The sequence below is a fragment of the Pseudomonas sp. KT_2_4 genome (assembly GCF_041410225.1).
GTDB lineage: Bacteria > Pseudomonadota > Gammaproteobacteria > Pseudomonadales > Pseudomonadaceae > Aquipseudomonas > Aquipseudomonas paracarnis.
In genome coordinates, this window is the sequence record NZ_CP166962.1 from 516,714 (window position 1) to 540,406 (window position 23,693).

The 23,693-nt window shown below is 59.7% G+C and carries 19 protein-coding genes; 4 read left to right on the forward strand and 15 right to left on the reverse strand.

Annotated elements, in window-relative coordinates:
• Nucleotides 1-21 precede the first annotated feature (21 nt).
• The 3 genes from AB9N64_RS02300 to AB9N64_RS02310 all read right to left on the reverse strand — a co-directional run bounded on the left by AB9N64_RS02300 (nt 22) and on the right by AB9N64_RS02310 (nt 2,910).
• Nucleotides 22-708: a GntR family transcriptional regulator gene (locus AB9N64_RS02300; RefSeq protein ID WP_371359934.1), complete on the reverse strand. Its 687-nt coding sequence runs from the start codon at nt 706-708 to the stop codon at nt 22-24.
• Nucleotides 709-724: 16 nt separating this feature from the next.
• Nucleotides 725-1,426: a FadR/GntR family transcriptional regulator gene (locus AB9N64_RS02305; RefSeq protein WP_014718317.1), complete on the reverse strand. Its 702-nt coding sequence runs from the start codon at nt 1,424-1,426 to the stop codon at nt 725-727.
• Nucleotides 1,427-1,584: 158 nt separating this feature from the next.
• Nucleotides 1,585-2,910, reverse strand: a complete 1,326-nt coding sequence (locus AB9N64_RS02310; RefSeq protein ID WP_172832684.1) for a C4-dicarboxylate transporter DctA — start codon at nt 2,908-2,910, stop codon at nt 1,585-1,587.
• Between the two features lie 215 nt (nt 2,911-3,125).
• On the opposite strand from AB9N64_RS02310, the gene AB9N64_RS02315 reads away from it, so the two are divergent.
• The gene (locus AB9N64_RS02315; RefSeq protein WP_014718319.1) at nt 3,126-3,755 is read left to right on the forward strand and encodes a DNA-3-methyladenine glycosylase I; all 630 of its coding nucleotides are present in this window, start codon (nt 3,126-3,128) and stop codon (nt 3,753-3,755) included.
• Nucleotides 3,756-3,882: 127 nt separating this feature from the next.
• On the opposite strand, the gene AB9N64_RS02320 is transcribed toward AB9N64_RS02315, so the two are convergent.
• Both AB9N64_RS02320 and AB9N64_RS02325 read right to left on the reverse strand, forming a co-directional pair.
• Nucleotides 3,883-4,284 (reverse strand): cupin domain-containing protein, encoded by a 402-nt coding sequence (locus tag AB9N64_RS02320; RefSeq protein WP_014718320.1) that lies wholly within the window; start codon nt 4,282-4,284, stop codon nt 3,883-3,885.
• Between the two features lie 84 nt (nt 4,285-4,368).
• Complete coding sequence (locus tag AB9N64_RS02325; protein WP_019820194.1) at nt 4,369-5,802, reverse strand: PLP-dependent aminotransferase family protein; 1,434 nt, start codon at nt 5,800-5,802, stop codon at nt 4,369-4,371.
• 161 nt (nt 5,803-5,963) lie between these two features.
• Between AB9N64_RS02325 and AB9N64_RS02330 the strand changes: the two genes are divergently transcribed.
• Nucleotides 5,964-9,332 carry a calcium-binding protein gene (locus AB9N64_RS02330; RefSeq protein ID WP_371359935.1) on the forward strand — a complete coding sequence of 1,123 codons (3,369 nt, stop codon included), beginning with the start codon at nt 5,964-5,966 and terminating at the stop codon, nt 9,330-9,332.
• Between the two features lie 24 nt (nt 9,333-9,356).
• On the forward strand, nt 9,357-11,087 hold the full coding sequence (locus AB9N64_RS02335) for a hypothetical protein (protein ID WP_196492708.1): 1,731 nt from the start codon (nt 9,357-9,359) through the stop codon (nt 11,085-11,087).
• A gap of 51 nt (nt 11,088-11,138) precedes the next feature.
• Here the strand turns inward: AB9N64_RS02335 and AB9N64_RS02340 are convergent, their stop codons facing one another.
• The 5 genes from AB9N64_RS02340 to AB9N64_RS02360 form a co-directional block, all read right to left on the reverse strand.
• Complete coding sequence (locus AB9N64_RS02340; RefSeq protein WP_014718324.1) at nt 11,139-11,906, reverse strand: SDR family oxidoreductase; 768 nt, start codon at nt 11,904-11,906, stop codon at nt 11,139-11,141.
• A 21-nt stretch (nt 11,907-11,927) separates the two neighbouring features.
• On the reverse strand, nt 11,928-12,995 hold the full coding sequence (locus AB9N64_RS02345) for a phosphotransferase family protein (protein ID WP_020301516.1): 1,068 nt from the start codon (nt 12,993-12,995) through the stop codon (nt 11,928-11,930).
• 129 nt (nt 12,996-13,124) lie between these two features.
• Nucleotides 13,125-14,078 carry a 2-hydroxyacid dehydrogenase gene (locus AB9N64_RS02350; protein ID WP_014718326.1) on the reverse strand — a complete coding sequence of 318 codons (954 nt, stop codon included), beginning with the start codon at nt 14,076-14,078 and terminating at the stop codon, nt 13,125-13,127.
• 148 nt (nt 14,079-14,226) lie between these two features.
• Nucleotides 14,227-14,640, reverse strand: a complete 414-nt coding sequence (locus AB9N64_RS02355; RefSeq protein ID WP_019820183.1) for a hypothetical protein — start codon at nt 14,638-14,640, stop codon at nt 14,227-14,229.
• 90 nt (nt 14,641-14,730) lie between these two features.
• Nucleotides 14,731-15,225, reverse strand: a complete 495-nt coding sequence (locus AB9N64_RS02360) for a DUF4822 domain-containing protein (protein WP_038450016.1) — start codon at nt 15,223-15,225, stop codon at nt 14,731-14,733.
• Nucleotides 15,226-15,639: 414 nt separating this feature from the next.
• Here AB9N64_RS02360 and AB9N64_RS02365 point away from each other — a divergent pair, with 414 nt between their 5' ends.
• Complete coding sequence (locus AB9N64_RS02365) at nt 15,640-16,917, forward strand: serine/threonine transporter (protein WP_371359936.1); 1,278 nt, start codon at nt 15,640-15,642, stop codon at nt 16,915-16,917.
• 52 nt (nt 16,918-16,969) lie between these two features.
• Here AB9N64_RS02365 and AB9N64_RS02370 read toward each other — a convergent pair whose 3' ends face one another.
• From AB9N64_RS02370 to acnB, 5 genes are all read right to left on the reverse strand, one after another.
• Complete coding sequence (locus tag AB9N64_RS02370) at nt 16,970-17,548, reverse strand: acyl-homoserine-lactone synthase (RefSeq protein WP_014718330.1); 579 nt, start codon at nt 17,546-17,548, stop codon at nt 16,970-16,972.
• 28 nt (nt 17,549-17,576) lie between these two features.
• On the reverse strand, nt 17,577-18,302 hold the full coding sequence (locus tag AB9N64_RS02375; protein ID WP_014718331.1) for an autoinducer binding domain-containing protein: 726 nt from the start codon (nt 18,300-18,302) through the stop codon (nt 17,577-17,579).
• A gap of 117 nt (nt 18,303-18,419) precedes the next feature.
• Complete coding sequence (locus AB9N64_RS02380) at nt 18,420-19,691, reverse strand: glycosyltransferase (RefSeq protein WP_014718332.1); 1,272 nt, start codon at nt 19,689-19,691, stop codon at nt 18,420-18,422.
• 25 nt (nt 19,692-19,716) lie between these two features.
• Nucleotides 19,717-20,610 (reverse strand): alpha/beta fold hydrolase, encoded by an 894-nt coding sequence (locus tag AB9N64_RS02385; RefSeq protein WP_014718333.1) that lies wholly within the window; start codon nt 20,608-20,610, stop codon nt 19,717-19,719.
• A gap of 364 nt (nt 20,611-20,974) precedes the next feature.
• Nucleotides 20,975-23,584, reverse strand: coding sequence for a bifunctional aconitate hydratase 2/2-methylisocitrate dehydratase (acnB, locus tag AB9N64_RS02390; RefSeq protein WP_003190828.1), 2,610 nt, complete (start codon nt 23,582-23,584; stop codon nt 20,975-20,977).
• Nucleotides 23,585-23,693 lie beyond the last annotated feature (109 nt).

The following is a 23,693-nucleotide window of genomic DNA, read 5'->3' on the forward strand; positions in this document are numbered from 1 at the left end:
TTTAACTTCATTCACTTGGCGTCAGTGGTGTTTGAGTAGTCGGGTTTCCAGGTGATCCAGGTGCTGGGTCATCAGGGCGACAGCCGTGTGGGCGTCGCGCTGTTCCACGGCATCCACAATCGCCACATGCTCCTGCCATGCGCAATAGGTGCAGGCCTTTGTTTCAAATTGCGCAATGATCAACGACGTCAACGGCACCAGGCTGTTGAGAAACTGTGCCAACGGCGCATTGCCTGCCATGTGCGCCAGTTGCAGATGAAACTCTCCCGAAAACCGGATCGCCGGCCCCCGCTGGTCACACTCAATGGCGTTGCGCTCCTGTGCAATCAGCTCGCGCAGTTGGCGAATCTGCATCGCTGTGGCTTGGGCGCAGGCCAGTTGCACCACGGTCATTTCGGTGAGACGCCGTGCTTCCAGAATCTGCCGTGTGTGCTGGGCATCCGGCGCGGCGACCTGGGCGCGCTGGTTGGGGCGCAGGATGACCACTTGCTGATGGGACAGCTTGGCGAGCACTCGGCGAATCACGCTGCGGCTCACGCCAAAGAGTTCGCCCAGGCCTTCTTCGGTGAAGCGGCTGGCGGGCGCAATGCGTTGCTCAAGGATGGCGTCGAACAAGCGTGGGTAGATATCGTCCACCGAGGGCTTTTTTTCGGGCATCCAGCGTAGGGACGTGAGGGTGGAATCGCGTTGCAGGGCGTGAGCGTTCATGGCCGGTCTCCGAAAATCAACTGCCCAGATGGTCGTCCGGGATATTCAAGCGAATGCCCATGCGCAGGCCTTCCTGCAGGATGTGCCGACGCATTTCGGCACTGGCCAGGGCGCTGTTCTTGTTGCGGATGGCGCGTACCACGGCCTCGTTCTCTTGCAGGCGTTCGGCCAGGTGTTCAGGCGAGTTGCGCAGTACCTGGGCGCTTTGTTTGAGCGCGGTGCTGGTTTGCTGCACCACGTTCTGGAAGATCGGGTTGGAGGTCAGGGCGAACAATTCTTCATGGAAGTCGATATAGGCGTTCATGCCGGCTTCGGCATCGCCGGCATCGAGGGCCTCGCGCATGTCCATCAGGGTCAGGCGCAGTTGGCCGATTTCCTTGCTGCTGATGGACTGGGCCACCAGGCCGACGATGAAGGGTTCGAGGGTGTAGCGCAGTTGCAGGATGTCCTCGAGGCTGGCATCGGCCACGGCGTCGCTCGATTGCGGCTCGCTGACGCTGGTTTCCAGCACGACCACGCCTTTGCCGGGCATGGAGCGCACCAGGCCGAGGGTCTCCAGCACGATTACCGCTTCGCGCAGGCTCGGGCGGCTGATACCCAGCTGTTCGGCCAGTTCGCGTTGACCGGGCAGCATTTCACCGCGGCGCCACTGGCCTCGCGCCAAGGCGGCGCGCAGTTTTTCTACCACTGAATTGACGACGGTTGAAGTGCTGATCACGTCGAAGGCTCCTTGATGTTGCTCATACAGTATTCAGTCTGGCGAAGGTCCAGTGTGGGAGCTGGCTGGCCTGCGATGACTGAGTGTCAGGCACTACAGTTGACGCTGACCCACCGCTATCGCAGGCAAGCCAGCTCCCACATTGGATGGGTGTTGTCCTAGAACTCCTGATGCGCCGGCAGTACCGGCTTCTTGGCCTGGAAGGCATAGCCTTGCTGGCCGTCGAGCACCTTGTTGGCGCGCTGGATATCAATGTCTTTTTCCCAGCGTGCAATCGCCACGGTGGCCACGCAGTTGCCGATCAGGTTGGTCAGCGCACGGCCGATGCCCATGAACCAGTCCACGGCCAGCACCAACACCAGGCCGACCACCGGAATCGCCGGAATCGCTGTGAGCGTTGCCGCCAGAATCACCAATGCCGAGCCTGGAATGCCATGGGCGCCCTTGGAGGTGATCAACGATACCAGGAGGATGGTCAGCAAGTCGGTCATCGACAGCGGTGTGCCGGTGGCGTTGGCGATAAACACGATAGCCAGGGTCAGGTAGATGGAAAAACCGTCGAGGTTGAACGAATAGCCGGTGGGAATCACCAGGCCCACGGTGGAGCTGCCGATGCCCAGGTGTTCCAGTTTACGCATGATCTGCGGCAACACCGCGTCGGACGACGCGGTGCCCATCACGATCAGCAGTTCTTCGCGCAGGTACTTGAGCAGCGGCAACATGCGCAGGCCCGACAGGCGCATCACCAGCCCGAGGATCACCGCCACAAAGGCAAAACAGGTCAGGTAGAAAAGCCCCACCAGGCTGCCCAGGTGTTGCAGTGAATCGAGGCCATAGGTGCTGGTGGTGAACGCGATGGCACCGAATACGCCAATCGGCGCCAGGCGCACGATCATGCCCATGATGCGGAAGATCACATGGCTCAATTCGTTGATCAGTCGCGAAATCCCGCTGGCCGCTTCGCCCACCAGGTTCAGCGCGCTGCCGAACAACACCGAAAACAACAGCACTTGCAGCACGTTATTATCGGCAAAGGCGCCGACTACCGAGTTGGGGATCAACTCCATCAGAAACTGGCTGGTGCCGCGGATGTGCTGGCCCTTGTCCGCCAGTTCATTCAAACCGGCGGAAGAGAGTTGCTCCAGGTGAATATTGGCGCCGCTGCCGATGCCGGTGCTGAAGGCCATGATCAGGCCGAGCACCAGGGCGACGGTGGTCAGCATCTCAAAATAGATCACCGACTTGAGGCCGATGCGTCCGACCTTCTTCAAGTCGCCCGCGCCGGAAATACCGCTGACCACTACGCAGAACACGATCAGGCCGATCAGCATTTTGATCAGCTTGATAAAGCCGTCACCCAAAGGTTTGAGTTGCGAGGAGAATTCGGGAAGGGCCAGGCCGCAGACGATGCCGAGTATCAGGCCAATCACCACTTGCAGGAAAATCGAACGCGAGCACCATCTGAGCATGGGAGGGATCTCTATTCGGTGCCCTGGTGGTTCCAGGGCTTAATTGTTGTGGTCTTACCGGTAAGTCCAGTGCGAGGCCAGTCTACGCTCGGGTTTTTTCAAATCACAAGTAAATATTTGGCGGTTGGCAGGTCCCGGTCTGACCAGTTGGTCGGTAAGTACGATGCTTGAGCGGTTGGCGGGGATTAATTTTTTTTGCGTATCATCGCCTTGGGCATACGAGGTGATGGATGGATCAATCAGGGCTGACAACCGACGAAGCAGGGCGCATGTATTGCGCCTGGCGCACTGCAGCGCCTGCGTACCTGCATTACCACGACCACGAGTGGGGTGTGCCGGTGGCGGATGACATCGCGCTGTACGAGAAGATCTGCCTGGAGGGGTTTCAGGCGGGGATGGCGTGGATCACCATCCTGCGCAAGCGCGAAAACTTTCGGCAGGCGTTCGAGGGTTTTGATTTTCGCCGGGTGGCGCAGTACGGCGAGACGGACATCGAGCGGTTGATGAGCGAGCCGGGCATCGTGCGCAATCGGGCGAAAATCATCTCGGCCATCAACAACGCACGCCGGGCCTGTGAGCTGGTGGAGGAGACCGGTTCGCTGGCGCGCTGGCTGTGGGCGTTCGAACCCGGCGCGCAAGAGCGGCCGGCAGTGGTGGACATGGCTTACTGGACGGCCAATCCGACCTCAGCGGCTTCGGTGCGCTTGTCCAAGGCCCTGAAGAAACGCGGCTGGACCTTCGTCGGCCCGACCACGATGTATGCGTTGATGCAGGCGATGGGAATGGTCAATGATCATCTGGAGGGTTGTGAGTGCCGCCAGCGCATTGAACACCAGCGCAACCTGTTCAAACGTCCCTGACCAGATACGGTTAAAACTGTGGGAGCTGGCTTGCCTGCGATAACGGTGGGCCAGTAAAAGATGAGCTGGCGGGTCCACCGCTATCGCAGGCAAGCCAGCTCCCACATGGGTTTTGTGGTGTTGCTGATTACTTGGGAAGCGGGGTGAGTACCTCAGCTTTGTCATCCAGCACCATCACCACCAGCAGCTTGGCCGGTTGGGTCTGGCTGGCATTGCTTGACTCAAAATGCCGCGAGCCGGCCGGCTCGTAGAACGATTGCCCGGCTTTGTAGGTGATCGCCTTTTCATCATTGACCCGCGAGGTGATCTCGCCTTCGAGCACATAAGCCACGGCGGTGCCGGTGTGGCTGTGGGGCACGGTGGCCTGGCCGGGGGCGTAGTCCACGGTGAGCATGATGGTTTTCTTGCCCGGCACGTTGGTCAAGGCGTGCTCTTGCAGCACCTTGAGCGTTTCCTGGTTGTAGACCGGGTCGTGGGCAAATGCACTGAGGGAGGCGAGCATCAGGGTGGCAGCGAATAAGCGTTTCATGATGAGGGTTCCATCGGGTGAAAGACCGCTTCACCCTACGCCGCCGAGGGCTTGCCACCAATGACCAATGCGCCGGAAAACTGCCTAGCCAATCTGCAGGAGAATATCGCGGACCTTGTCCAGCGCCGGGTCGATGTCCAGGGTCTCGATGGCGCCGAACCCCAGAATCAGCCCCGAGCGCACCGGCTTGTCGTGAAAAAACACGTCCAAGGGATATAAACCCACCTCAACCTGGCGCGCCCGTTCCATCAGCAATGGAATATTCACCGGCACCTTGCACAGGGCCGCCAGGTGAAAGCCCGCCACCGTCGGTACTGCCTCGAACCACGGCGACAGATCGCCCGCCAGACGCTGCAGGATGCGTTCGCGACGCCCCGCATAGACCCCGTGACAGCGGCGAATATGCTTGAGCAGGTAGCCTTCGCTGATGAACTTGGCCAGTGCCCACTGCGGCAAGGTAGCGCTGTGCTGGTCGGTCAATTGCTTGGCCTTGAGCACCGCACCATAAATGGCCGGCGGCAGCACCGCGTAGCCCAGGCGCAACTCCGGCGACAGGGTTTTGGAAAAGGTGCCGACGTAGGTGACCACGCCTCGGGTATCCATGCTTTGCAGGGAGTCGGTGGGGCGGCCTTCGTAGCGGAATTCGCTGTCGTAATCGTCTTCGATGATGATCGCGCCGAGCGCAATGGCGCGGTCCAGCAGAGCCTCGCGCCGCGCCTGGCTCATGGGCATGCCGAGGGGGAACTGGTGGGACGGCGTCACATAGATCAGGCGCGTGCCATCCGGGATCTGGTCGACCTGCAGGCCCTGTTCGTCGACGGCAACACTGGCGACGCGGGCGCCCATCGCGACGAACAATTGGCGTGCGGGGCTATAGCCGGGGTCTTCCATCGCGACTAGGCTGCCGGGTTCAAGCACCACGCGGGCAAGCAGGTCCAGCGCCTGCTGTGCGCCGTTGGTGACTACGATATCGCGGGCGCTGCATTTGACCCCGCGGGAAAACGCGATATGCCCGGCGATGGCATCGCGCAGGGCGGGCACGCCTTCTGGCTGGCTGTAAAAACCACTGTTCTGGGCGATGCGACGCAACGCATCCTGGGTGCAACGCCGCCATTCATCCTGTGGGAATTGGTGGCGTGTCGTCGCGCCACCGATAAATTCGTAGCGCAGGATCTCCTCGCGGGCGGGGTGGCCCATGGGTGAGGGCAGTGCCGCCCATTTGCCCAGGTTGGCGGCACACGCCAGGTCGGTGGCGGTTTGCACGCGGTCGGGCTGTGGCGCCCAGGCATTGACGAAAGTACCGCGGCCGATCTTGCCAATCAGCAGGCCCTCGTAGGTCAAGGTGGCGTAGGTGTCCGACACGGTCTTGCGCGAGATGCCCAGTTGTTCGGCGAGCAGTCGGCTGGGGGGCAGCTGTGCGCCTGCCGACAGCCGCCCGGTGGCGATGGCTTCGCGCAACTGCTGGTAGAGCTGTTCGGCCAGGTCCTTGCGGCCATTGATTACCACGTGCAGTTCCATGTTTCATCCCAAGGCTTCACTCCGCGCCAAGATTACTCGCTTGCGCTATGGGCTCAAACTATCTGTGCGTCAATTGCCGGTACGCATAAGCATCTACCGTTGCCTGGGTCCTGTTGGCCGCCACTATCCCTGTTTACGTCGTGGCATAGGGAGGCGGACGCATGGCGACAATCGAAACACCTGCGAAAAAAAGGCAAGCAGCATTGCTTGCCCTGGATCAGAGCCTGGGGCCATTGGTTGTGGGCGAGCTGACTGTCCAGCGTAGAGACCTTGCCGCCATGGGGGCCTACATGGCGGGAAAACCGGTAAAGGCCCATCACCTGGCGGTACGCGAAGCAGACCAGACGCTGCTTGATGCGATCCGATTCTCGGCATCCAGACTGTATCGGTGTCTGCGCAGGAATGACTCGGTCAGTGACAACAGTGCCGCGCTGTTATTCGAGTTCGCGGCATTGCGTTCGCTACAGGCACCACCTCTGCTGTTGGCGAAGCCGGGAGACGAACATCCTGGTGCAGTCGGCAAGCTCGATAACCTGTTGCGTTCAGTACAGAAAACCAATCTCAACCAAGCGGCGCAGTTGGAGGGAATGCCTCGCTGGGTCGAGCCGAAGAAAAGCCGAAGCCTGGCGGTCATGGGCGCGGGGCTTGCAGCTTACGGGTATTACAGCGCAATCAGCGCCTTGGCCGAGGCGATCAAAACTGGCGACATCAATAGGTCGGTGGTCACCGGCGCTGAGTTATTGGCCAACCTCACAGGGGCTGCACTGGAGCTGGCGCTGGAAAAACTCGGCAGACGGCTGCTGGAAAACGGTCGCAAGGTATTTGCAGGTTTCAGCACCAGTTGCCTTGGCCAGGCCCTGCGACGGGGGGCCAGCCTGTTTGCGTTGGTGCTGACGTTGCCCTTTGATTATCTCAATGCCAAGGAGTCGTTCGCCAAGGCAACCAAGGGTACCGGCAAGGAAGCCATGGACCATTACGTCAATGCCGGCTTCAGTATTGTGAGCGCCAGCGTGGCTGTGGCCCTGAGTGCCGCTGCGTTGGCCGGGTTCAGCGTGGCCGGCCCGCTGGGCATTGCCGCCGCTGCCGTACTGATCTTTGGCACGCAACTCTATGCTGCGGTTCGTCAGGTGGATGACATTGATGATTACATCGAACTGAGTATCTTCGAGCGCCTGCACGCGGGCTGGTTGGCCTTTCAAGGCAAGGAGCAGGAGAGGGCCATACGCGATCGGTACGTCGTGGCCCGGATGGAACAACAGTATGCGCAGCAACTGGAGGAGCAGGCCGATGCCTGGCTTAAAGGCGCGCTCAAAGGCACCGTGCAGGCGGTGGTCAATGGCGGGTTTGAGGTGCGGTTGAGGCCAGTCCGCTATTGGAAGCGCCGCTGGAACGAGGCCGAGGGTGAAGATCCGTACATCGATACCACAGAGCCCACGGTGATTGACCAAGATGATGAAGTCGATGCGTCCAATACCCCGGTTGACCGTCTGCCGGGTGCGGTGTTTGACAGTACTGCCGTGGATGCGGCTGTGCTCTGGCAACTGGGGGGAGGTAATGACAAGGTCAAAGGTTCGACTGGCAACCCGAACATTTTCCGCTTCGGTGAAGGCCACAAGCAGCTCACCGGGGGCGCCAGGAACGACCTGTTCAGGTATGACATGCCGACGGCCATACTGGACGAAACCGATGCGAATAGCCCGGCCAGCGAGCTGCGTGGCGAGGAGGGCAGCGATACGCTTTACCTGGCCAACTCGACAATTTATGAGGACGGGACGGCAGGTTATGCCATCGACCTGCAGGCGGGCACTGTGGTGCGGCGCAAGGATATCGACAAGTCGCCGCCTTATCCTTCGATCAGCCTGGACTCGATAGAAAATATCTACACCCCAACCGGGCTTGCCAACCATCTCAAGGGTTCAGCACAGGCCAATACCCTGGTCGCCGCCGGTCACAACGATCGGATCGAAGCCGCAGAGGGCAACGATACAGTGATTGTGCTGGGCGCTGGCGCCTGGGTGGACGGTGGGGCGGGCAAGGATCGTTATGTGATTGCCAGCAACCCTGGCGCGGTGACATTGCATGAGCAGGACTGGGCCGAGGGCTCTGTGATTGAGATGCGCTGGCCGTTGGCGTCTATCAGCAGTTGGCGTATCCAGGGCTGTGCGCTGGTCATCGTGGCGTGGAGGGGCGTGGACGGCGAACTGCCGGAGCAAGTCATCAAGCTTGAGCGGCTCTATACGTCCAGTGATGAGCAGCGCCGCTTGAACACGCACAACCTGCTGTTTCTCACGGAGGACGGCTATACGCTTGAGCCGATCCTTGAACCGGTGTTGATGGGCAGCGAGGACACTAACGTCACCGTTGCCGTGAGAGCGGGCGGCCAGGACGTCAGCCTGGACAAGGTGTTGGGCGCTGGCACGTTCGTGGTGCCCCATGGGCGTTCTACGCGTGGGTTCGTCGAACGCGGGCCAGGTGCAAAGGTGCTCGATGTTCGCCTCAAGGGCGACACCACCGCGTGCGTGCTGTACGTGGACTATTCGTCGCGGGAGATTCTCCAGGCCTTGGCCCATTACCGCGTGACCCTGCGCAGGAGGGGACACTTCGATTCGCTGACCTACAGCGACGTGAGATTGACCATCAGGTTCATCGACGGCAGCCAATTGGTCCTCGCCCACTATGCCAGCGATCGTTCTTCGGCGCGCACCAACGTGACCTCAAACATCATCGCGGTGGCTTTGACGCTGGACTGCCGATTCGTGCTGGTCATGAATGACGGCGTCTCATACCGCGTGCAGGCGGCCCAGCAATCCTATATCCAAGACCGTGCCTCGCCCGGGTTCAAGACCTTCGACGGCAGCTCTGCCTTGATAGAAAAGCCCGGCGTGCACGGGTTTTTTCGACCGCACAGCGCCAAGGGCATCTGGTTGCAATCGGTGCAACAGAAAGTCGTTATTCCTGTACCGCCCCATTACCAGAGGCCTTATGCGCTGATGGGGCGCTCATCGACCTACGAGGTCGTGCCCAGCGCAGGCTCAACGATTGCCCTGTCCACGCCGGGGGCGTTGGCCAAAACGGCGGACGCGTCGTTCTGGCGGATCAATACCGCCGGTCTTGGCGAGTTGATTGAGCGGGCGCATATCGCCCTGATCAACGACACGCTGACCGTTGGCAGCGTGACAGTGTTGCTGCCTCCCGTGACAGACCCTTCGATACCGCTGGAACAGGTCAGCGTACACACCCTGCAGGGCGAGCAGTACGACATTCGCCAGGACCTGGGCGCGATCTGCCTCGTGCAACTGGATGCTTGCCGTTATTCGAGCATCGATGAGGTACTGGGTGCGCTGCGCCGTTCTCGCCAGTGGACGACCGTGATGGTGCGTCAGTTGCGTATCGTCGGCCTTGAGCTGGAGGACGGTACGGTGTCAGGCATTCATTACGATGCAGGTCGCGATTGCTGGGGAGCGGACGCTGATCCCCAGCGCACTGTGACGTCTGCGCAACTGCGGTTTATCGGTGCCGATTCAGTTTGATAGATCATTGAAAAGGGATTTTTTATGCAGCAAAAACCTCAATCACCCAGGACCGCGCATGTATCACCCTCACGTATCGGCTTGGGTGCCGACACCGTCATGGTCAGGGACTATGGCCGTCTGGTTCCTTCCCTTCAACCTGGGAATCAAGGCGTGCAGCGCACCGGGCACGGCGACGCGCTTGGGGTCGCGCACATAAGTGCGCTGGATCTGCCTGGGCCGCTGCCGCCGCAGGCAGTGTGGGTAACGGGCGATGCGCTTGGGCCCGCAAATGCCGAGGGTATTCGTCAGGCTGCCGGCCGCAGTTACATTGATCTGGATACCGGGCAGACAGTGCAAGTGGACTATCACCCGGCCAGCGGCACTTATCACCCGCGTTTGGCTCATCAACTGGCGGCCAGCCCATCTGCTGTCAGCAGAGTGGGGGGCACTTGGACCTGGACCGGCGTGACGACGGCGGCTCATGCCAGTGCATCGGTGTCGATGCCGATGGCCGCCGCCGTGCCGCGGGATCCACGGTTGGATCTGCAGCTTTACGATGCACGAGGTGGGGGCGCAACGACGGGGCCGGCTATCCAGGGGAAAAGACAGTACGTCATGGGCGGGCAGAGCTACTACGGCGATGCCCGGTTCTCGTTGGCATCCTTCAAAGCGGGCGATAACAAACTTTACGTACCTGACGCGCGTGGGGTGTGGCAGCAAAGCGGGGCCATCACCGAAGACGGCATCATTCAGATCTCTGGTGACTCAATCGCCAGCTATCTGGAGGTGGGGGGCGTAGTGGTTCGCGTCGATCTTGATAGCACGAGAAATAAATACCAGATGATTCCCAATGCACACAGCCATGCGCCGGGTGTTTACCTGGATACCGGTGGCAGCCGTGCTTCGTGGGTGCCCGAGATGCGCTTGGGCAGCATCGGCGCCATCATTCGCGCGGCCCGCAAGGTTCTGGGCTACACCACTGTTACCAGTGATATGAGCCAGGGGGTGATGTCGACGCAGGACAGGCAAACGTACTGCTACATGCGCCAGTATGCGCGGCAGATGATTGCATTCGATAACCCGGCTATCCGCAATGCACCCGCGCACCTGCAAGATCGCAAGATTGATACGCATATCTGGACCCACGGTTATCCCTATGGTCGGCTGTTACAGGGGATACAGGCCAAGGCCGACGGCCTCGCTCTACCCATGGGCATTGTGCAGTTTGATCCGTTTCAAGGCATGGCCACCGTTGCGGTACGCCGTGAGGGCTCGTTCAATGTCGACGCAGTGGCCGCCAACGACCAGTTTCATTATCCCCATCGGCAAAGGCGCGCGGATGAAATAGCGTTGTTTGATCATTGGAAGACGCTGAGTATTCAGGATGCAAAGGGCCGTGGGCTTGCCAATGAGAAGATGTACCGCGCACTACTGGTCAATGATGGCTATCAAATCATCCCTGGTGGAACCTACGGTGGCGGTCAAAACGGTTTCGATCTGGTGTTCAAAGGGCCCGCGGGCGATGTCTACGTGCTTGAGGTCAAGCATGCCAAACCGCGCAATGTCAGCATGCAGAGGGTCTATGAGCATTTCCAGATGGAGGATGGCTGGGTTAGACGCGTGTTGAAGAAGTTGGACCGCAGTGATCCAGGGGCCAGGCAACAGGTAGCGGATGCGCTGGACCGTCAGCGGCTGTTCAAGGTGATTGGCGCGACCCTGCCAGACGGCAAACTGGTGCTATTCAAGATCGATATGAGCGGCGTGCGAGTCTGAGTCTGATGGCAGACGGCTCAGCCCCGTCTGCCACCGATGGCGCTTGGGGCGTCAGGACAAGAAACCACCGTCCACATTCAGCGAAACCCCAGTGGTATAGCTCGACGCATCACTGGCCAGGTACAGCACCGCGCCAGCCATTTCGCTGGGGTCGGCCACGCGCTTGAGCGGGATCTGGGCCAGGGCCATTTTCAGGATGGAATCATTCTTGACCAGCGCCGAGGCAAACTTGGTATCGGTCAGGCCCGGCAGCAGCGCGTTGCAACGGATTCCAAAGGCCGCACATTCCTTGGCAAACACCTTGGTCATGTTGATCACGGCGGCCTTGGTTACCGAGTAGATGCCCTGGAACACGCCCGGCGAGATGCCGTTGATCGAGGCCACGTTGATGATGCTGCCGCCGCCGTTCTCGCGCATCAGCTTGCCGGCTTCCACCGACATGAAGAAGTAACCACGGATATTCACGTCAACGGTCTTCTGGAATGCGCCCAGGTCGGTGTCCAGTACATTACAGAACTGCGGGTTGGTGGCGGCGTTGTTGACCAGGATATCCAGGCGGCCGAACTGTTCACGAATGCCGGCGAACACCTGGGTGATCTGTTCCATTTCACCAATATGGCAGGCAATGGCCGTGGCTTTGCCGCCCTCGGCGATGATCGCATCGGCCACGTGCTGGCAACCCTCCAGCTTACGGCTGGAGACAATCACATGGGCGCCTTGCTGGGCCAGCAACTTGGCGATGGCTTCACCGATGCCACGGCTGGCGCCGGAAACAAACGCAATCTTGCCATCGAGGTCGAACAGGTTGGTCTTGGACATGAGGGTTCCTTGTAGTTGCACTCAGAGCGCTGATTTGCCGATGACATTCAGGCTCATCTGCTCCAGCAGTTTGTTCATGTGGATGAACTGCGCGAAGCGTTTGTCCTGGGTCTGGCCATGGAAGAAGCGGTAGTAGATCTGCTGCACAATCCCGGCCAGGCGGAACAGGCCGTAGGTGTAATAGAAATCGAAATTGTCGATCTGGATGCCGGAGCGCTCGGCGTAGTAGTCGACAAACTGGCGGCGGGTGAGCATACCGGGGGCGTTGCTCGGCTGGCGGCGCATCAGTTGCACCGGCGCCGGGTCCGCGGCCTCGATCCAGTAGGCGAGGGTGTTGCCCAGGTCCATCAACGGGTCGCCCAGGGTGGTCAGCTCCCAGTCCAGCACACCGATGATCTGCATCGGGTTGTGCGGGTCGAGGATCACGTTGTCGAAGCGGTAGTCGTTGTGCACGATGCTGGAGGTGGAGTGATCGGCAGGCATCTTGTCGTTGAGCCAGGCGCGTACCGCCTCCCATTTTGGCGCATCGGGCGTCAGGGCTTTTTCATAGCGCTCGCCCCAGCCGCGAATCTGCCGCGCCACGTAGCCTTCGGGCTTGCCCAGGTCGGCCAGGCCGCAGGCGTGGTAGTCGACCTGGTGCAGTTCGACGAATTTGTCGATAAAGCTCTTGCACAAGGCCTCGGTGCGGGTGGCGTCCAGGCCCAGCTCAGCCGGCAGGTCGGAGCGCAGGATGATGCCGTTGACGCGCTCCATCACATAGAACTCGGCGCCGATCACCGATTCATCGGTGCAGTGCACATAAGCCTTGGGGCAGTACGGAAAGCCATCTTTGAGCTGGTTGAGAATGCGGTATTCGCGGCCCATGTCGTGGGCAGACTTGGCCTTGTGACCAAACGGCGGGCGACGCAGCACAAATTCCTGGTCGGGGTATTCCAGCAGGTAAGTCAGGTTCGACGCGCCACCAGGGAACTGGCTGATTTTGACGGTACCGCTCAGGCCCGGAATATGAGCTTTGAGGTAGGGATCGATCAGGCTGGCATCAAGTTCTTCGCCTGGGCGAATCTGGGTCGATTGGTCGTTCAGCGCCATGCTTATCCCTTCTGCTTATTCTAAAGGCCTTGGACTATTTCCTAATCTAATGCGCACAGCCGCCCAGCGACAAGGCCGGGGCGGCTTAATAGGTTAGCGTGTTGAAGGGTGATCAGCGTGCCTGATCGGTCATTTTGCAGGCGCTGGCAAGGCCACCGGTGTAAGCACGGGGCGGCCGGCAAAGTATTCCACCAAGTTATCAGCGACGCGCTGCACCGTGTCATGGGCCGCCTCCGGGGACAGGCCGGCCACGTGGGACGTCAGCACGGTATTGCTCAGGCGCTTGAGGGCATCGGGCACTGCAGGCTCATCGTCAAACACGTCCAGCGCGGCGCCGCCGATGCGGCGCTGCTCCAGCGCGGCGACCAGGTCGGCGGTCACCACTACGCTGCCGCGGCCGATGTTCACCAGATAGCCATTGGGCCCCAACGCATCCAGCGCATGTTTATCGATCAGATGGCGAGTGCCGGCCCCACCGGGCGTGGCCAGGATCAGGAAGTCCGAAGTGCGCGCCAGTTCGACGGCCGTTGAGCAGTAGGTGTAATCCACGTCATCGCGAGGTTGGCGGTTGTGATAGCTCACTTCCATGCCAAACCCGAGGGCGGCGCGCTTGGCGATTTCCATGCCCACGGCCCCCAGCCCGAGAATGCCCAGTTGTTTGCCGGCCAGGGAAGGGCGCATGACCTTCGGCCACTCGCTGCGGCGAACAGCGGCGTCGGTCTGAGGAATCCCGCGCACCAGTGACAACAGCAACGCCATGGCGTGATCAGCCACCGAGGGTGCGTTCACGCCGGCACCGTTAGTCACCACTATCCCGCGGTTGCTTGCCGCTTGCAGGTCCACATGTTCGTAGCCGGCGCCAATCACGCAGATGATCTCCAGTAATGGCAACGCGGCGATCTCTTCGGCATACAGCCCAAGCGGCCCGCGGGTCAGCACGGCCTGAATCTGCCCCCCATGGGTCTTGATTGCTTGGGCGCGTTCAGTAGGCGTCGGCGCCAGGATCACATGAAAGTCGTTGCTCTCGATGATTTGCAGGTATTCGTTGATGGTTTCAACCAGGACCAGAACAGTGGTGGGCATCGCAAGGCTCTTCCTGAAGGGTTTGAGAGCATGAGTATGCGCCGAACCTACCCGTTATTGCGCTGACCTCCTGCAAGATTTCCGGATACGTCAAACCTGGCTGCGCAACCCAAACCCGCGCACCCAGGCTCCTTCTCTGTCGCGCCAGCTACTGAGTAGTCCCCGGTTGCCGTGCCTGGGCCCGCTCTCTTTGTGCAATCGGCATGAAATCGTAGGTCGGGAAGAATTCCGTCTTGTAGACACCCCACGCCGTGTTCTCGATGGCCAGGTTGACTTGAGCCAGGCGAGACGCCGGTAAACGCAGCACGATGACTTGCCCGATGCCCATGGTGATATTCCAACTGACGACTTCGACACCTTCCGGCGGGAAGGCCTTGTGAAATTCCTGCTTGGCCAGTTGGGCTTTCAATTCGCCCAGCGGGCGTGATTGATCGTGTTTAAGAAACACGGTCAACATGACGGTGTTATCGGACGTGGCGGCGATGCTTTTGGTGGGCAGTGTCGTGTTGGCCTGTACCGTGGTTGCGCTGGGCAACAGTACGGCTACCAGCAGTGCAGGCATGAATAGATATCCGAATGAAGCGTATGGATTCATCACAAGTGCCTCGTTTGTTATTGGTTTTTTATGGCTGGATATAAATTGGGTGTTTAACTAGTTTGACATCTGAGTCTTTATTGGTCCCGTGTAAGGCGCATGTACCACATAGATTCTAACGGGAGGGTTGGTCGCTACCATGTCGCGAGGGACTTCACGAGAATAGGTGAATTCGGTGTTGTCCAATTTTTCCAGCCTTCTGACGATGGTGCGATGCGGGCCAAGGTCGGGCACCAGGATGTGGGTCTGCTTGTCGTCAGTGACCAGGAAATAACCGCCCCCGCCATCAGGGTGTTTCGAGCGCCCTGTATCGGTGTAGAAAAATTCGTAACGATTGCGTTGCGGGTCCCACATTGAGATTCCGACCACGCCGGGGTATTTGGCCTTGACGTCGTTTTCTGGCTCGCCCTCTATATAAACCTTGGTGGTCAACCATTGAGGCGAAGAGGCCAGGGCACGAACATCAGCCTCAACCGGTTTCGCGTAACTTGACGGCGCGCCTAATAAACCCGCGAAAAACAGGCCGGTAAAAGCAAGGGTGAATCTTCGCATTATCAAACTCCTTACTGGTTGGTTAAGTGTTGTTATCGTCTTTGTCGGTCAGTGCGCGAAGATATTAGTGTGTGAATTTGCGCGTGCTCAATAGCTATGTATGGTCCTGTAACAGTTGAGGGGTTGTATGACTAAGAATATGATTTTGAAGCGGGCTGCTTCTGAACTTGTTGTCGGACTCTTCTCGCAATAGGTGGCCTATTAAACTAAGACGTAATGTTTGTACGACGTCTCAGCCATCCAAAACCTTCACGGGGGCGGCCACATGAACAGCTGCTCCGCCTAACCATTCCTCAGCTAAGTCTTTGCTTCTCCAAGAGAATCCCGGACAATCCGGCCCTTGTTTCGGCCAGGGCGCTGCCTGTCAGGTTTTTCTGACTCGTGCTGGCCGTGTGAATGCGGAGATCCCACCGGATGAATGATCAGGCCAATAGCGTCGACGAACGCTATGCAACGACACCTGCAACGCTCACAAGCTGGAGCCGCCAGGACACTACCTGGATGCTCGGGCTATTCGGTACCGCCATTGGCGCCGGTACTTTGTTCCTGCCTATCAACGCGGGCCTGGGGGGCTTCTGGCCGCTGGTGATCCTGGCGTTGCTGGCGTTCCCGATGACGTTCTTTGCCCACCGTGGGCTGACCCGTTTCGTGCTGTCCGGCCGTGAAGGTTCCGACATTACCGACGTGGTTGAAGAGCATTTCGGTATCAAGGCCGGTGCACTGATCACCTTGTTGTACTTCTTTGCGATCTTCCCGATCCTGCTGATCTACAGCGTGGCGCTGACCAATACCGTCAGCAGCTTCATGGAGCACCAGCTGCATATCCTGCCGCCGCCCCGGGCCATCCTGGCGTTTGTGTTGATCTTGGGTCTGCTGGCCGTGGTGCGTTGCGGTGAGCAAGTGATCGTCAAGGCCATGAGCTTGATGGTGTACCCGTTTATTGTGGCCTTGCTGTTCCTGGCGGTGTACCTGGTACCGCACTGGAATGGCGGCATTCTCAGCACCGCCAGCGAAGTGCCGGCACCCTCGGCGCTGCTCAACACGCTGTGGCTGGCGATTCCGGTGATGGTGTTCTCGTTCAACCATTCACCGATCATCTCGGCCTTCGCGGTGGACCAGAAGCGCCAGTACGGCGCACACGCCGACGAGCGCAGCTCGCAGATCCTGTCCCGCGCGCACTTGCTGATGGTGGCGATGGTGCTGTTCTTCGTGTTCAGTTGCGGGCTGACCCTGTCGCCCGCGCAGTTGGCCGAAGCGAAAGCGCAGAACCTGTCGATCCTGTCGTACCTGGCCAACCACTTCGATAACCCGACGATTGCCTTTGCCGCACCGTTGATTGCGTTCGTGGCGATTGCCAAGTCGTTCCTGGGCCACTACATCGGCGCCAGCGAGGGCCTCAAGGGCCTGGTGGTCAAGACTGGCCGCCGCCCGGCACCCAAGACCCTGGACCGCATGACCGCCGCCTTCATGTTGGTGGTGTGCTGGATCGTCGCCACGCTTAACCCGAGCATCCTTGGCATGATCGAGACCCTGGGCGGGCCGATCATCGCGTCGATACTGTTCCTGATGCCGATGTACGCGATCCGCAAGGTCCCGGCCATGGCCAAGTACCGGGGGCAGGCCTCGAATGTGTTCGTGACGCTGGTCGGTCTGGTGGCCATTTCCTCACTGATTTACTCGCTGATTCCCTGAGGCGTTCGCAGCCGATGCCCCGGCTTTAAGCACAGGTGGGGATCACTCATCGCTAGGCAACGGCCGACTCTGCGTGTAACGCGATTTGGCCGTTTTTCTGCCAGGCCGGAAAACTCAGCGCTACCACATGGTCTTTATTCACGCGTTGCGGAGAACCGAGGCGGCTCAACTGCACGCCATGCCTGAGAAAATAACGTTCCAGCGCGGGTGTGGTCACCGCCACTACCCGATTGGCGCCCTGGCTCCAGGCATGGTTCAGGCTGTTCCACCAGACGCGCATCGGTAAGGTGCCTTCCTCCAGGGCGCGCGCGGCAAAACGCGACACCTCCCAGGTGTCGCTGCTTCGCGGGGTTGGCTGGTCGCACAGAAAACCGAACACTTGCGCCAGCAGATAAGGTTGCGTGGTCGGCAAGAGTCGCGCGCAACCGCAGACTTGGTGCTCGGCATCCAGGGCGAGGATATGACGAGCATCCGCGTGGTCGAACTGGTCGAATTCGCGTTGGGGCCGGGCGTGCGTGGAATCCAGTTGCCAGCCCAATTGCTGGATGAAAACTTCGTGTCGGTAGCGGCCCAGGTCGTCCTCAAGCGTTGCAGACAGTTCATGGTGACGACGGGTGATGATGCTGATCATTGGATGTCCTTATCGCAATTGTCGGGCCCTAGATAAGGCCCTGTGCAGCGGCGTAGGCTGCCGCCAGTGTTTTGTTGCCAGCGCCGAATTTCTTCTGAATGGCTTTGAGGTGAAAGTTTACGGTGTTGACGGAAATAGTGAGGATCAGCGCGATTTCTCCTGAACTCTTGCCGTCGGCGGTCCACTGCAGGATCTCCCGCTCACGCCGGCTCAGGCAGACCAATTGGTGGGCGCGTTCGCTATAACCCAGGTCTGTCAGGCGCAGTGTCACCCGTTCAAGGATGCAGCGCAGGCGCACTTGAATTTCGTTGTTTTCAGCCTGCGAAATAATGTCTTGGCGCCGAGCCACGGACAGTACCCGCAGTGAACGGTCGTGGCTTCGAATCGGCAGTGTGGCGCCGATGCACAAGCCCCAGTCCCGAGCTTCCTGCCACAGCGTGCGGCTGTTATCAAACAGTGCGTCGTTCCATACCACCATCTCGGTAGAGCGCAAGCCACTAAGGATTGACGGATCGACAGCCGCGTAGTTTTGCTTCTCGTAATGTGCCAGCCAGCTTGCGGGGTAGGACCCGCATATCTCGGTTCTGGGGCGTGTAAAAGGGGTCAGGTGACGTACGCCATAGGCGTAGTACTCGAACCCCAGTTGCAACACTTCACGCTCCAGAAGCGCTAACACTTGAGTCTCATCCTGTTGCTTGCACATCTCGATGCGTAAGCAATCCCACCAACGAATGAGGTCGTTTTCCTTCTCCATGGACAGTCGCCTCGATTACTGCATTCTTGGCAATCTAGCCCACAAGCTATTTCTGTCAAACTTTGCCGAGGCTTCCCGACCGCTCTGGCACGGTGCTTACACTTGGACGTTCGTGGTTTATGAGGCCTGGCGCAGGCGAGGCATTGAATGCCGCGCGTGGCACTGCTCAATGGCGTTGACCGCTGTTTCACAAGAGGCAGCGTCGCAGGGCATCAGGCTGCTCGCTCGACGACAGGCCGTTTGCAGCCGGCTGTCGTGCAAGAGCGTTGTGATCGCATCGTCCAGGTCCTGTTTGTTTAACGGTAGGGCAAGGCGTATGCCGCATCCCATGCGCACCAGGCGTTCGGCGTTATCGAACTGGTCATGAGCGATAGGCAGCACAATCTGCGCAATGCCGGCCGCCAGCGCCTGGCTCATGGCGCCAATGCCGCCGGGGTGGACCAGACCGGCCGCGTGGGGCAACAGCGAACTCATCGGCAAAAACGGGCGCTGTATCACGGTGGGCGGCAGGTCCGTGAAGAGCGGTCGATCACCGGTCAGAAAAATGCCGCGGGCACCGACCCTGTGCAGCGCTGCCAGGGCGAAACGATAAAACTGCTGGTCAAAGTGCTCAGTGGAGCCTTGAGTGAAGACAATAGGGGGCGCTCCGGCAACCAGAAAGGCTCGTGTGGGCTCATCGAGCCCAGGGGCGCCACCGTCGAACAGAGGGAAACCGGCCATGTGCAAAGGCTGTGGCCAGTCTTTCTGTGCGGGGGCGAACCATTCGGGGAACAGGCATATCACCCCTTGGGGCGCATGCATCCATTGACTGAAGATGTTCTTCACCACGCCTGGTAGCCCATGTTTGTGGCGTAGTGCGTTGATTTGGGGAGCACAGGTACGGTCCAGGCTCAGGTATTCGATCCCGCGCCAGAGCAGCTTGCGCAGAGTCAATGGCAAGCGCCGCGACACATTGAAGGTGGGGTGCACGGGCGGCAAATGTGCAGAAAGCAACGTGGATGGCGACACTTGGACGGACAGATAAGGGATGCCGTATTTTTCATGGGCGATACGTGCACCCAAGGCCCATAGTGAGCCGACAACCACCGTATCGTCGGTATTGTGAGTGGTTACATAGTCGTAGACGGGTTCCAGCAGGCCGGCGATGGCTTGCCACAATACGGCGAATGAGGTCTTCGGGTCCCACAATAGGGGATCGCCCATGGCGGCGCTGTAGGTCGCCTCATCGCATAACGGCACGAAGTTCAGCCCCTGCGCCTCAATGGCGCGCTGAAACGTCGGCATGCTGCACAAGGTGACCTGATGACCGCGCACAGTCAGGGCAGCCCCCAGGCCGATAAAGGGAAAAACGTCACCGGCCGAGCCGATGGCAACCATGATTACTCGCATCATCTACGTCCTTGTTGAAGAGTATTTAGGCAAAGCTCAGCCGCGCTCGTTGAGCCGATTGCTCGCAAAACGCCCCTGGCTGGGCATCGCATGCCCTCAGCAAATGCCCGAGCAACGCGCGGTGCACGCCGTTGGCCGCAGCCTTGGACTCCAGGTCCAGAAAATGTCCGCTGCTCTGGGCAATGGAGAAGCTGCAATCGCGGATGTACTGCTTGAAGGACTGCACGTCCATGGCGCTGGTGTATTCGTCCCAGGCGCCATTCAGGAAGTGCACATGACTGTCAATGTTCAAGAGTTGCGGCAAGTAGGCCCCTTCATTGAGCTTGAGTGCCTGTTCGATATGGAAGCGCGCTTGATGCTGCTCGGCGTTGATCAACTGCGCCATATGCTGTTGATTGGCGGTCTTGAGTCGAGCCGGGAGATGCTTGCCCAGCGTCTGGTTGAGCAAATGGCCGATCCCTGCGTTGTCATCCCGGGCCATGAGTGCCTGCGCCCCGCTGACGTAATCGAGCATCGGCGCGTTGAGGCCAGGCGCAAACGACATCACCACTGAGCTTTCAACGCTGTCTGGATTTTTGGCAAGTGCCAGCAGGGTGGACAGGCCACCCCAGGACACGGAAACCAAGTGGTGAATGTTGAAGCGCTCGATCAATGCCAGCAGGATCTGGACTTCGTCGTCCTTGGTCACCAGGCACCGGTCAGGGTTGTGAGCGCGGGAGTTTCCAGCGAACGGCAAGTCAAACAGCACCACGTTGAAGTGTTCGGCCAGGCATTTACTGGTACGGGCAAAGGCCGACGTCGTGGCCATGGCGCCGTTGACCAACAGGACGTTCTTTCTATCAGGCGCATCGCCGATGTGTTCCACCGACACCGAATAATGCTTGAAGATTTTCTTGATCACATATTGGCTACGCGACATAACACACCTCCAGTCAGCACAAAAAACAGGCGAGAGCGCCCCTGGCACCGGGCTTGGGTGTCGAGGGCAGGGTTTGTTTTTTTTATTAAGGGGTACGGCTTACAGCGCGAAGTACATCCAGAGCTGGTGGGTTCCGTGATACAGGCGTCAGGGTGTAGAGAGTTTTAGCCTTCAAGGCGTAGAGGGACAACTACCTGATCTGGTAGGTCGTCGTGCAAAGGTTGTCGGCGGCCAGTACTTTTCAGTCTGATACAACTCTTTAAGGGGGAGCGGGAGCCTGGATTGACATCCGTTACCCTTTTGGCGCACGCAAAAAAACGCCGCGTACCTTGCGATACGCGGCGCCTTTCACATCAACACACCGTTAGGCTTGAATCACCGGGATGTTGGCGCTTGCTGCGATCTTGCGGAACTCAGCGATCTGGTCGAAGTTCAGGTAGCGGTAGACGTCACTGGCCATGGTGTCCAGTTTCGCTGCGTAGCCCATGTACTCTTCGACGGTCGGCAGGCGACCCAGAGTGGAGGCGACTGCCGCCAGCTCAGCCGATGCCAGGTAGACGTTTGCACCATCACCCAGGCGGTTCGGGAAGTTACGGGTCGAGGTCGACACGACGGTGGAGTTCGGCTCAACGCGTGCCTGGTTGCCCATGCACAGCGAGCAGCCTGGCATTTCCATACGTGCGCCAGCCTTGCCGTAGATGCCGTAGTAGCCTTCTTCGGTCAGTTGGTGAGCGTCCATCTTGGTCGGCGGCGACAGCCACAGACGAGTCGGCAACTGGCCCTTGACCTGCTCCAGCAGCTTACCGGCAGCGCGGAAGTGGCCGATGTTGGTCATGCACGAACCGATGAACACTTCGTCGATCTTCTCGCCAGCGACGCTGGACAGCAGACGGGCGTCGTCCGGGTCGTTTGGCGCGCAGAGGATCGGCTCGTTGATTTCCGACAGATCGATTTCGATGATTTCGGCATATTCGGCGTCGGCATCGGCTTCCATCAACTCCGGGTTGGCAACCCAGGCTTCCATCGCTTGGGCGCGACGTTCCAGGGTGCGTGCATCGCCGTAGCCTTCGCCGATCATCCAGCGCAGCAGGGTGATGTTGGAGTTCAGGTACTCGGTGACGGACTCTTTGGACAGCTTGATGGTGCAACCGGCAGCCGAACGTTCAGCCGAGGCGTCGGACAGCTCGAAAGCCTGTTCCAGCGTCAGGTCGTTCAGGCCTTCGATTTCCAGGATGCGGCCAGAGAAGGCGTTCTTCTTGCCTTTCTTCTCTACGGTCAGCAGGCCAGCCTGGATCGCGTAGTAAGGAATGGCATGCACCAGGTCACGCAGGGTGATGCCAGGTTTCATCTTGCCTTTGAAGCGCACCAGAATCGATTCCGGCATGTCCAGTGGCATTACGCCAGTGGCTGCGGCGAACGCGACCAGGCCAGAACCGGCCGGGAACGAGATGCCCATCGGGAAACGGGTGTGGGAGTCGCCACCGGTACCGACGGTGTCCGGCAGCAGCATGCGGTTCAGCCAACTGTGGATGATGCCGTCGCCTGGACGCAGCGATACACCGCCACGGGTCATGATGAAGTCAGGCAGGGTGTGGTGGGTGGTCACGTCGATCGGCTTGGGGTAAGCCGCGGTGTGGCAGAAGGACTGCATCACCAGGTCGGTCGAGAAGCCCAGGCACGCCAGGTCTTTGAGTTCATCACGGGTCATTGGGCCGGTGGTGTCCTGGGACCCCACGGTGGTCATCTTCGGCTCGCAGTAGGTGCCTGGACGAACGCCTTTGCCTTCTGGCAGGCCACAGGCCTTGCCGACCATTTTCTGCGCCAGGGTGAAGCCCTTGCCGGTGTCGACAGGCGCTTCAGGCAGCTTGAACAGGTCGGTAGGGCCCAGGCCCAGCTCAGCGCGTGCCTTGTCGGTCAGGCCGCGGCCGATGATCAGCGGGATACGGCCGCCGGCGCGAACTTCGTCCAACAGCACCGGGGTCTTCATTTCGAAGGTGGTCAGGACTTCGTCGGTGCCGTGTTTGCAGACTTTGCCAGCATGCGGGTACAGGTCGATCACGTCGCCCATGTTCATGTTGGTAACGTCGAATTCGATTGGCAGTGCGCCAGCATCTTCCATGGTGTTGTAGAAGATCGGAGCGATCTTGCTGCCGAAGCAGAAACCGCCAGCACGCTTGTTCGGCACGTAAGGCACGTCGTCACCGAAGAACCACAATACCGAGTTGGTTGCCGACTTACGCGACGAACCGGTACCGACCACGTCACCGACGTAGGCGATCGGGAAGCCTTGGCCGCGCATCTCTTCGATCTGCTTCATCGGGCCGGTCTTGCCTTGCTCGTCCGGCACGATGCCTTCACGCGCCATTTTCAGCATGGCCAGGGCGTGCAGCGGGATGTCAGGACGGGACCAGGCATCAGGCGCAGGCGACAGGTCGTCGGTGTTGGTTTCGCCGGTGACCTTGAAGACGCGCAGGCTGATCTTGTCGGCCAGGGTAGGGCGGTTGCGGAACCACTCGCCGTCAGCCCAGGACTGGATCACGCCTTTGGCGTGCTCGTTGCCGTTGCGGGCTTTTTCGGCGACGTCGTGGAACGCATCGAACATCAGCAGGGTGTGCTTGAGTTGGGCGGCCGCGACGGGTGCCAGTTCGGCGTCGTCCAGCAGCTCGACCAACGTCACGATGTTGTAGCCGCCTTGCATGGTGCCGAGCAGTTCAACAGCGCGTTTCTTGTCGATCAGGGGGGAAGTGGCTTCGCCCTTGGCCAGGGCAGACAGGAAACCGGCCTTGACGTAAGCGGCTTCGTCAACGCCTGGTGGAATGCGGTTGGTGATCAGGTCAACGAGGAATTCTTCTTCGCCAGCCGGAGGATTTTTCAGCAGCTCGACCAGGCCTGCGGTTTGTTCGGCGTTAAGCGGCTGGGGAACGATACCCAGTGCGGCACGCTCTTCGATATGTTTGCGGTAGGCTTCAAGCACAGTTATTACCCTCATCAGTGGTCCCACGGGACGCTCATCCAGAAATGAACGGCACGCATGCGCTCGGGGGCTTTTTGGGCCGCAAAGCCAGCGCTGCCGCCATTTCTTA